1 pseudogene is annotated in these 638 nt (G+C 68.0%); it reads left to right on the top strand.

Annotated features, from left to right (window positions below):
* A pseudogene (locus DNK89_RS24450) lies at positions 1-638 on the top strand (histidine kinase); the annotation flags it as partial.

The raw sequence follows: 638 nt of genomic DNA, 5'->3' as shown, positions 1-638 counted from the left end.
AATATCTTCGTCGTGCCCATCGCGGTGGCCGGTCTGCTGCTGTTCGGTCCCGGCACGATGGACAGCGACATGACGGTCGTCGCCCTGCCCATGGCGCGCGGCAACGAGATCCTCACCCTCGTCGCCTTCATCGGCGGCCTGTCTGCCGCCACCGCCATGGTGATCGTCGCCAGCGTCGCTCTGTCGATCATGATCTCCAACGACGTGGTGATCCCGTCCCTGCTGAACCTGCGGGGCCGCCTGACTGGCGCCAGCTCCGGCGAGGACCGCGGCGACCTCGGCCCGACCATCCTGATGATCCGGCGCACGATCATCCTCGGCGTCATGTTCGCCGCCTATCTCTACTACCGCATCGCCGGCGAGGCGCAGCTCGCCTCGATCGGCCTGCTTTCCTTTGCCGCCGTCACGCAACTCGCCCCGGCCTTTTTCGGCGGCCTGTTCTGGCGGCGCGGCAATGCCGGCGGAGCGGTGGCGGGAATGGGCGTGGGGCTTCTCCTGTGGGCCTACACCCTTCTCCTGCCGATGCTGGCCACCACCGGTGCGGTGCCGATGGCCTTCGCCACGGAAGGCCCCTTCGGCATCGATGCGCTGAAGCCGCAGCATCTCTTCGGCCTCGGCGAGATGGCGCCTCTGACCCA

It is taken from the genome of Acidovorax sp. ST3 (assembly GCF_003231145.1).
Lineage (GTDB): Bacteria > Pseudomonadota > Gammaproteobacteria > Burkholderiales > Burkholderiaceae_C > Acidovorax.
This window is presented reverse-complemented; position numbering and strand designations above follow the sequence as displayed.